At 68.1% G+C, this 8,207-nt stretch carries 10 protein-coding genes; 7 read left to right on the top strand and 3 right to left on the bottom strand.

Annotation, left to right across the window (positions count from 1 at the left end; all coding sequences use genetic code 11):
• Together ACLML9_RS26265 and ACLML9_RS26270 are read left to right on the top strand one after the other, a co-directional pair.
• Positions 1-1,215 (top strand): aconitase family protein (locus tag ACLML9_RS26265; RefSeq protein WP_411948026.1); only part of this gene is annotated, 1,215 nt, incomplete at its 5' end.
• 239 nt (positions 1,216-1,454) lie between these two features.
• On the top strand, positions 1,455-2,021 hold the full coding sequence (locus tag ACLML9_RS26270) for a TetR/AcrR family transcriptional regulator (RefSeq protein ID WP_030520508.1): 567 nt from the start codon (positions 1,455-1,457) through the stop codon (positions 2,019-2,021).
• A gap of 9 nt (positions 2,022-2,030) precedes the next feature.
• On the opposite strand, the gene ACLML9_RS26275 is transcribed toward ACLML9_RS26270, so the two are convergent.
• Positions 2,031-2,537 carry a MarR family winged helix-turn-helix transcriptional regulator gene (locus tag ACLML9_RS26275; protein WP_411948027.1) on the bottom strand — a complete coding sequence of 169 codons (507 nt, stop codon included), beginning with the start codon at positions 2,535-2,537 and terminating at the stop codon, positions 2,031-2,033.
• A 70-nt stretch (positions 2,538-2,607) separates the two neighbouring features.
• Here ACLML9_RS26275 and ACLML9_RS26280 point away from each other — a divergent pair, with 70 nt between their 5' ends.
• The 4 genes from ACLML9_RS26280 (at position 2,608) to ACLML9_RS26295 (ending at position 5,179) form a co-directional block, all read left to right on the top strand.
• Positions 2,608-3,105, top strand: coding sequence for a cupin domain-containing protein (locus tag ACLML9_RS26280; protein WP_411948028.1), 498 nt, complete (start codon positions 2,608-2,610; stop codon positions 3,103-3,105).
• Positions 3,106-3,144: 39 nt separating this feature from the next.
• Entirely contained in the window at positions 3,145-3,561 is a 417-nt protein-coding gene (locus ACLML9_RS26285; protein ID WP_411948029.1) for an acyl-CoA thioesterase, read from the top strand.
• 202 nt (positions 3,562-3,763) lie between these two features.
• Positions 3,764-4,204 carry a hypothetical protein gene (locus ACLML9_RS26290; protein ID WP_411948030.1) on the top strand — a complete coding sequence of 147 codons (441 nt, stop codon included), beginning with the start codon at positions 3,764-3,766 and terminating at the stop codon, positions 4,202-4,204.
• 12 nt (positions 4,205-4,216) lie between these two features.
• Positions 4,217-5,179, top strand: coding sequence for a hypothetical protein (locus tag ACLML9_RS26295; RefSeq protein ID WP_411948031.1), 963 nt, complete (start codon positions 4,217-4,219; stop codon positions 5,177-5,179).
• An 82-nt stretch (positions 5,180-5,261) separates the two neighbouring features.
• Here ACLML9_RS26295 and ACLML9_RS26300 read toward each other — a convergent pair whose 3' ends face one another.
• Both ACLML9_RS26300 and ACLML9_RS26305 read right to left on the bottom strand, forming a co-directional pair.
• On the bottom strand, positions 5,262-5,495 hold the full coding sequence (locus ACLML9_RS26300; RefSeq protein ID WP_030520514.1) for a helix-turn-helix domain-containing protein: 234 nt from the start codon (positions 5,493-5,495) through the stop codon (positions 5,262-5,264).
• Between the two features lie 82 nt (positions 5,496-5,577).
• A complete protein-coding gene (locus ACLML9_RS26305; protein WP_063034326.1) occupies positions 5,578-7,209 on the bottom strand; it encodes an ABC-F family ATP-binding cassette domain-containing protein in 1,632 nt (543 codons plus the stop codon).
• 194 nt (positions 7,210-7,403) lie between these two features.
• On the opposite strand from ACLML9_RS26305, the gene ACLML9_RS26310 reads away from it, so the two are divergent.
• Positions 7,404-8,168 carry an SDR family oxidoreductase gene (locus ACLML9_RS26310; RefSeq protein ID WP_411948032.1) on the top strand — a complete coding sequence of 255 codons (765 nt, stop codon included), beginning with the start codon at positions 7,404-7,406 and terminating at the stop codon, positions 8,166-8,168.
• The last annotated feature ends 39 nt before the right edge of the window (positions 8,169-8,207 follow it).

Genomic DNA, 8,207 nt, shown 5'->3' on the forward strand with positions numbered 1-8,207 from the left:
TACCTGGGCGGTTACGGTTGCACCACCTGCATCGGCAACACCGGCCCGCTGCCGGAGGAGATCTCCAAGGCGGTCAACGACAACGACCTCACCGTCACCGCGGTGCTGTCGGGTAACCGCAACTTCGAGGGCCGCATCTCCCCCGATGTGAAGATGAACTACCTGGCCTCGCCGCCGCTGGTCATCGCCTACGCGCTCGCGGGCACCATGGACTTCGATTTCGAACACGACCCGCTGGGCCAGGACCAGCAGGGCAATCCGGTGTTCCTGAAGGACATCTGGCCCTCGGCCCAGGAGATCGACGACACCATCAAGTCGGCGATCAACCAGGAGATGTTCACCAAGTCCTACGCCGATGTCTTCAAGGGCGACGAGCGGTGGCGCAGCCTGCCCACCCCGGAGGGCAATACCTTCGAGTGGAGCGACGATTCCACCTACGTCCGCAAGGCGCCCTACTTCGACGGTATGGGCATGGAGCCGGAGCCGGTCACCGATATCAAGGGCGCGCGCGTGCTGGCCCTGCTGGGGGATTCGGTCACCACCGACCACATCTCCCCGGCCGGCGCCATCAAGCCGGGTACCCCGGCGGCCGACTACCTCGACTCGCACGGCGTAACGCGCAAGGACTACAACTCCCTGGGCTCGCGGCGCGGTAACCACGAGGTGATGATCCGCGGCACCTTCGCCAACATCCGGCTGCGCAACCAGCTCCTCGACGATGTCTCGGGCGGTTACACCCGCGACTTCACCCAGGAGGGCGCGCCGCAGGCGTTCATCTACGACGCCTCGCAGAATTACCAGAAGGCCGGTATCCCGCTGGTCGTGCTGGGCGGTAAGGAGTACGGTTCCGGCTCCTCCCGCGACTGGGCCGCCAAGGGCACCCGCCTGCTGGGTGTGCGTGCTGTGATCGTGGAATCGTTCGAGCGCATCCACCGCTCGAACCTGATCGGCATGGGCGTGATCCCGCTGCAGTTCCCGCAGGGCGAATCGGCGAAGTCGCTGGGTCTCACGGGTACCGAGGTCTTCGATATCGCGGGTATCGAGGAGCTCAACGCGGGCACCACACCGTCCACCGTGCACGTCACCGCGACCAAGGACGACGGCTCGACGATCGAGTTCGACGCGGTGGTCCGGATCGACACCCCCGGTGAAGCCGATTACTACCGCAACGGCGGGATTCTGCAGTATGTGCTGCGGAACATGATCCGGTCCTGATCACGCCGTGTTGCACGGCGGCGCGTGGCCGCGCCCCGAGCTCTCGTCGGTGCGGACCCGGGACTCGCGCCCTCGGCGCGTCCACCACGGGTCCGCCCCGGCGAGACGGGCGCAGCTCATAGGACTCGCTCCCGACCGGGGCGAGGCGTCGGCACGTCACTTGTTCGTTCGCTCGTAATCTGATGGCCCCGCGCGGTGAATCCGCCGCGCGGGGTTCGTATATCCGTTGAAGGAGCACGATGCCCAAGGTCAGCGACGATCATCTGGCTGCCCGGCGTTCACAGATACTCGACGGCGCCCGCCGCTGCTTCGCCGAGTTCGGGTACGACGGCGCCACCGTCCGGCGCCTGGAAGATGCCATCGGACTGTCCCGCGGTGCGATCTTCCACCATTTCCGGGACAAGGACGCCCTCTTCTTCGCCCTCGCCCAGGAGGATGCCGAGCGCATGGCCGAGGTGGCGGCCAATCAGGGTCTGGTGCAGGTCATGCGGGATATGCTCGCCGACCCGCAGGAGTACAACTGGCTGGGCACCCGGCTCGAGATCGCCCGGCGCCTGCGGACCGACCCGGAGTTCCGCGCCGGCTGGACCCAGCGTTCGGCGGAGCTGACCGCGGCCACCCTGGCCCGCCTGGAGCGGCGTAAGGCGGCCGGTGCCCTGCGCGACGATGTGCCCACCGATGTCCTGCTGGGCTATCTCGATCTGGTGCTGGACGGGCTCATCGCCCGGATCGCCTCGGGCCACACCAACGAAAACCTCACCGCCGTATTGGATCTGGTGGAGGCCTCGGTACGCCGCCGCCCCTGAGCGTCCCGCTCAGTCCCCGGATTCCAGTGCGGTGAGCAGTTTGCCCGCGATCCGGTCCAGTTCGCCGCGCTCGGCCGCGGTCAGGGCCGACAGCATCCGCGTCTCGTTCGCGGTGTGCTCGGTGACCACCGTATCGACCAGTTCCCGGCCCGCGTCCGTGAGCGCGACGCGGACCGCCCGGCGGTCCTCCGCGTCCGCGATCCGCCGCACATAACCCGCCGACTCCAGCCGATCGAGACGGCCCGTCATGCCCGCCCGCGACAGCATCAGGGTGTCGGCCAGCGCGGACGGGTTGAGTTCGAAGGGCGCACCGGATCGCCGCAGCGCGGCCAGGACATCGAATTCGCCGCGCCGCAGGCCGTGGGCGAAGAAAACCGTCTCGATCGCGCGTTCGGCGACCACGGCGAGCCGCCCGAGGCGGCCGAACACCGCCATCGCCGCCAGATCGAGATCGGGGCGTTCCCGCCGCCACTGTCGTTCGATCGTATCGATCGCGTCGGACCCGGATTCCGTCATGGACAAGATTCTATTCGCTGCCATATAGTTAGGCACCGAACTATATGGCAGCGAATCATAAGGAGCGACCATGCCCGCCACCCCGAAACCCGCCGCGATCCGGCAGCCCGGCGATGCCGAGACACTGCGTACCGAATCGGTCACCATGCGGCTGCTCGTCGATGCCGAAGAGGCGCACGGCGCGGTGAGCACCCTGGAGGTCACCATGGACCGCGGCGCCGACGGCGCGACACCGCACTTCCACACCCTGTCCGACGAGCTCTTCTACGTCGCCGACGGCGAACTGCAGCTCATGACCGGGGACCGGATCCTCACCGTCGGTGCGGGCGGCGTCGCCGTCGTCCCGAAGACAACCGTCCACGCCTTCGGCGCCACCCCCGACAGCGGAGCGCGCATCCTGATCGCCCTCATGCCCGGCGTCCAGCGTTTCGCTTACTTCCGGCTGCTCGAGCGGATCGCGCGCGGCGAGGCCACCCTGGACGAACTCGCCGCGTCCCAGGACGAATACGACAACCACTTCGTCGACGCGCCCCGATGGTGGCAGGAGCGCAACGCCCAGCGGCGCTGAACCGGGAACAACCCTGCCCTGCGGTAAGTTCGCACCGCTATGACCTTCTCCGTCCCCGTAACCGTCCGCGGCTACGAACTCGATGTCCAAGGCCATGTCAATCAGGCGGTCTACCTGCAGTACGCCGAACACGCCCGCTGGGAGTTCCTGCTCGCCGCGGGCCTGCAGGCGGACAAACTGGTGGCGGCGCGGGTGGGACCGGTGGTCCTGGAGAGCACCATCAAGTATCGGCGGGAGCTGCGCGGCGGGGACGAATTCCGGGTCACCTGCGGCTTCGAATGGGGCAGCGGGAAGACCTATCGCATCCGGCAGGAGATGATCCGCACCGACGGCAGCCTCTCGGCCGAGGTGTCGGTGGTCGGCGGCCTGCTGGATCTGGACGCTCGCCGATTGGTCGCCGATCCGCCCGGCCGGTTCCGTGAACTGGCCACGAATCCGGACCTGCTCGGACTCTGACCACCGGGGCCGCCACGACGGCACACGGCCCCCGGCCGGCACAGCTACCGGACAGCTTCCGCCGCAGAACAATCTGCGGAAGCAAGATCAGGTATCCGAACAGCGGAAATCCGGCGATATCGGCTTCCGGAGCCGCCGCGCGGCGTTATGATCCGGACGCGCTCGGGTCGTGGCACACCGCCGGCAAGATCGGAGAACCCAGATGACCGATGCCCTCCACCTCCTCGAGACCCCCGAACGCGGTGCGGTCGCCACTCTCACCGGTGTCCTGGTCGATGAATCCGACCGGGAGATCCGAGTTCGGGTGGCAGACGGAACGTGGACCTTCTGCCGCGACGATGTCCTGGCGATCCGGTTCGTCGACGAGCACGCCACCGGCCGGCGCGTGCACGTGGACATCCGGCCCGGCGTCGCGGCCGATTTCACCCGCCGTCTGCGTATCGAGGTGGCGGAGCGGCCGATGACCCTGGCGGCGCCGCCGTCCGAGGCCTTCGGTGACCGGCAACTGCGCCAACTCACCGAATCCTGGGCCCGGCGACTCGACCTCGCCGGCACACCGGAATTCCCCGCGACGTTCACCTGCGCCCAGACCAGGTCGCGCAACACCAGCGACGACGGCGTCCACAGCGACAGCTTCGATTGAACGGCGGGCGCGATGAGCACCCTGGAGACCCGCGGGGTCCTCATCGTCTCGGAGGCCGACGATCTGCACGCCACGGCCATGGTGGCGACCCTGCGCGAACAGCACGCCATGACGCCGCTCCGCTTGGATCTGCGTGATTTCCCGCGCGAGCCGGGCAGTTTCCGGCTCGGGGCGGCCGCGGTCGAACGGTCGCTGGCGGGCCTGGACGGCCTGGACGAGGTCGGATCGGTCTGGTGGCGGCGCCCGCATCCGAGCTCGGTCCCGGCCGGGGTGCGCGCCGACGACAACGCCTACCGTCAGGCCGAATGCGACGCTTTCGTCCAGGGCCTGCTGTGGTCGCTGGGCGCCCAGTGGATCAACGATCCGGGCAACGACCGGATCGCCCATCGCAAGATCGTGCAGCTCGATACCGCGCGGCGGGCCGGCTGCGCGGTCCCGGACACACTGGTCACCAACGATCCGGACGAGGCCCGCGAATTCATCGAAACCTGCGGTAGCCGTGTGGTTTTCAAACGTACCGGCACCTCCCGCGCCGAATTCTCGGAAACCCGGCTGGTCGGGACCGCCGATCTGGACCGGCTCGGCAGTATCCGCTGGGCGCCCACTACCTTCCAGCGCTATATCGATCCGGAATGCGATTTGCGAGTGGTGTGGGTGGACGGGCGGGAGTGGGCGGTGCGCATCGATTCCCGGGCCGGAGCCGGACGCGTCGACTCCCGGCTGGACACCTCGGTCGATTTCGTCCCGACCCTGCTACCGGCGGCCGTCAGCAAATCGCTGGCGACGCTGATGGGCACACTGGGGCTGAGTTTCGGCGTCCTGGATCTCCGGGTGGGCCTCGACGGCGAGTACTACTTCCTCGAGGTCAACCCGCAGGGGCAATTCGCCTATCTCGAGATCAAGACCGGGCTGCCGATCTTCACCAGTCTCGCCAACCTCCTGGTGTACGGAGACGGGGCCGTATCCGGCTGGTGAGTATCGCAACCGACCGATCCCCACGCGGCCACTCGCCGCCGGGCGTATCGTCCCGGCGGCGGAGCCTGCGGATACGATGCGGCTAGCGGGATTTACGGCGGTTGGCACCACCGCGGCTGCGGAGCTGCACATGCGACTCCGTCAGCACATTGTGGATGAACCCGTAGGAGCGGCCGGTCGCACGTGCCAGCGACCGGATACTCGCCCCCGCCTCGTATTGCTTCTTCAACTGGGTTTGCAGGCGATCCCGTGACTTACCCGTGACCCGGGTGCCCTTGCCCAATGTGCTCTTGCTCTGTACCGGCCTGTCGCCCATGGCTTCCTCCGAGTCGCCGAGCAGCGTCTCTCTCAGGCTAAGCACTCGGCGACCATCCGGCAATGAGTTCTTGTGATGAAACTCACGCGAGCTGAATCAATTCCAGATACTCGGCCGACCAGTGGTCCTCGGTGCCGTCCGGCAGCAAGATCACCCGCTCCGGGTTCAGGGCCTCCGCGGCGCCCGGATCGTGGGTCACCAGCACCACCGCGCCCGCATAGGTGCGCAGCGCGTCGAGGACCTGTTCGCGCGAGACGGGGTCCAGGTTGTTGGTGGGCTCGTCGAGCAGCAACACATTGGCCGCCGAGGAGACCAGACCGGCCAGTGCGAGCCGGGTCTTCTCGCCACCCGACAGTGTCCCGGCGGGCTGCTCCAGTTGCGGCCCGGTGAACATGAAGGCGCCGAGCAGGCCGCGTAGCTCCTGTTCGCCCGCGTCCGGCGCCGCGTGCCGGATGTTCTCCCAGACCGTGGCCGTATCGTCGAGGGTGTCGTGCTCCTGCGCGAAGTACCCCACCTTGAGGCCGTGACCGGGCACGAGTCCCCCGGCGGTGGGTTCCTCGGCGCCCGCCAGCAGCCGCAGCAGGGTGGTCTTGCCCGCGCCGTTGAGGCCGAGCACCACCACGCGACTGCCGCGGTCGATGGCCAGGTCCACGCCGGTGAAGATTTCCAGCGAGCCGTAGACCTTGGTGAGATTCTCCGCCATCAGCGGCGTTTTGCCGCAGGCGGCCGGTTCGGGGAACTTGATCCGGGCGACCTTGTCGGCCACGCGGACCTCATCCAGTTCCGCCATCAGCCGATCGGCGCGTTTGGCCATGTTCTGCGCGGCAACGGCTTTGGTGGCCTTGGCGCCGAGTTTCGCGGCCTGGGCGCGCAGCGCCGACGCCTTCTTCTCGGCATTGGCCCGTTCGCGGCGGCGGCGCTGTTCGTCGGTCGCGCGGGCGTCGAGGTACTTCTGCCAGCTCATGTTGTAGACATCGGCCTCGCCACGCACCGCGTCCAGGAACCACACCTTGTTGACCACGTCGGCGAGCAGATCCACATCGTGGCTGATCACGATCAGGCCACCGTCGTGGTTCTGCAGGAAGCCCCGCAACCAGGTGATGGAATCGGCATCGAGGTGGTTGGTGGGCTCGTCGAGCAGCAGGGTGGTGTCGGACCGGCCCCCGCTGCCGTCGGAGGCGGCGAACAGGATGCGCGCCAGTTCGATTCGCCGCCGCTGACCGCCGGAGAGCGTACGCAGCGCCTGGTCCAGTACCCGGTCCGGTAGGCCGAGACTGTTGCAGATCCGTGCGGCCTCGCTCTCGGCCACATAGCCGCCGAGCGCGGAGAAACGGTCCTCCAACCGGCCGTATTTCCGGACGGCGCGTTCGCGTTCGGTTTCGTCGGCCAGTTCGGCCATCAGCGCCTGCTGCTTCTCCATATCGCGGATCAGCGCGTCCAGTCCGCGCGCCGAAAGCACCCGGTCGCGGGCCAGGACGTCGAGATTTCCCTCGCGCGGATCCTGCGGGAGGTAACCGATATCGCTGGACCGCATGATCGTCCCGGCGTACGGTTCGCCTTCTCCGGCGAGGATGCGCAGCGTGGTGGTCTTACCGGCGCCGTTACGCCCGACCAGGCCGATCCGGTCGCCGGCCTGTACCCGCAGCGCCGGTCCGGGCGCGGACAGCAGGGTACGGACGCCGGCCCGGACCTCGAGGTCGGTCGCGGTGATCACAGATATCTCCTAGGAAAACACGGGTTGGGGGCAGCGGCCCGGTGCGCCCGACAATGGGCCCATCCACCGATCATCGGATGTCTCCGGGCACGGAACCACTGATTTTACCCGGACCACGACACTGCCCCGCCCCCGGCGGCCGGGGTGATCCGCGCCCGCCGGGGTCACCGGTGAGCACGGTAGCGTGCCCGGATATGAGCACCGATCTGTTGGGCAGGAGCGCGCTGGTCTCCGGAGCCAGCCGCGGTATCGGCTATGCGGTGGCCGCCGAACTGCTGAGCCGGGGCGCGAATGTGCTGATCACCGCGCGCAAGGCCGAACCGCTGGAGAAGGCGGCCGCCGAACTGCGGGCGCTGGGACACCAGGGCGAGGTCGTCGCCCTGGCCGGTAATTCCGGCGACGACGAGGCACGTGCCGCCGCCGTGCAACGCGCGGTCGCGGAGTTCGGATCGCTGGACATCCTGATCAACAACACCGGGATCAACCCGGTGTACGGCGCGTTGATGGAGGCCGATCTGGACGCGGTGCGCAAGATCTTCGATGTGAACGTCGTGGCCGCGCTCGGCTACATCCAGCAGGCGTACAAGGCGTGGATGGGCGAGCACGGCGGCGCCGTGGTGAACGTGGCCAGTGTGGCCGGTATCCGCTCCACCGGTGTGATCGCGGCGTATGGCGCCTCCAAAGCCGCGCTGATCCGGCTCACCGAGGAACTGGCCTGGCAGCTGGGCCCGAAGATCCGGGTCAACGCGGTGGCGCCCGGCGTGGTGAAGACCAGTTTCGCCGACGCGCTGTACGCGGCGGACGAAGAGGCCGCCGCGCAGGTATACCCGATGAAGCGGCTCGGTTCGCCGGAGGACGTGGCGCGGCTGATCGCGTTCCTGGCCTCTGATCAGGCGGCGTGGATCACGGGCGAGACGGTGCGAGTCGACGGCGGGCTGCTGTCGACCGGCGGTCTCTGAATCGATCGACGAGGGCCGGGGCAGTGTGGACACAGCCCC

Source organism: Nocardia sp. NPDC002869, from assembly GCF_046764065.1.
GTDB classification, from domain to species: Bacteria; Actinomycetota; Actinomycetes; order Mycobacteriales; family Mycobacteriaceae; genus Nocardia; species Nocardia rhamnosiphila.

What these genes read in the sequence shown, in the direction of transcription:
- ACLML9_RS26270 (WP_030520508.1), top strand. Translation starts at nt 1,455, where the DNA reads ATGCCCAAGGTCAGCGACGATCATCTGGCTGCCCGGCGTTCACAGATA.
- ACLML9_RS26275 (WP_411948027.1), bottom strand. Translation starts at nt 2,537, where the DNA reads ATGACGGAATCCGGGTCCGACGCGATCGATACGATCGAACGACAGTGG.
- ACLML9_RS26280 (WP_411948028.1), top strand. Translation starts at nt 2,608, where the DNA reads ATGCCCGCCACCCCGAAACCCGCCGCGATCCGGCAGCCCGGCGATGCC.
- ACLML9_RS26285 (WP_411948029.1), top strand. Translation starts at nt 3,145, where the DNA reads ATGACCTTCTCCGTCCCCGTAACCGTCCGCGGCTACGAACTCGATGTC.
- ACLML9_RS26290 (WP_411948030.1), top strand. Translation starts at nt 3,764, where the DNA reads ATGACCGATGCCCTCCACCTCCTCGAGACCCCCGAACGCGGTGCGGTC.
- ACLML9_RS26295 (WP_411948031.1), top strand. Translation starts at nt 4,217, where the DNA reads ATGAGCACCCTGGAGACCCGCGGGGTCCTCATCGTCTCGGAGGCCGAC.
- ACLML9_RS26300 (WP_030520514.1), bottom strand. Translation starts at nt 5,495, where the DNA reads ATGGGCGACAGGCCGGTACAGAGCAAGAGCACATTGGGCAAGGGCACC.
- ACLML9_RS26310 (WP_411948032.1), top strand. Translation starts at nt 7,404, where the DNA reads ATGAGCACCGATCTGTTGGGCAGGAGCGCGCTGGTCTCCGGAGCCAGC.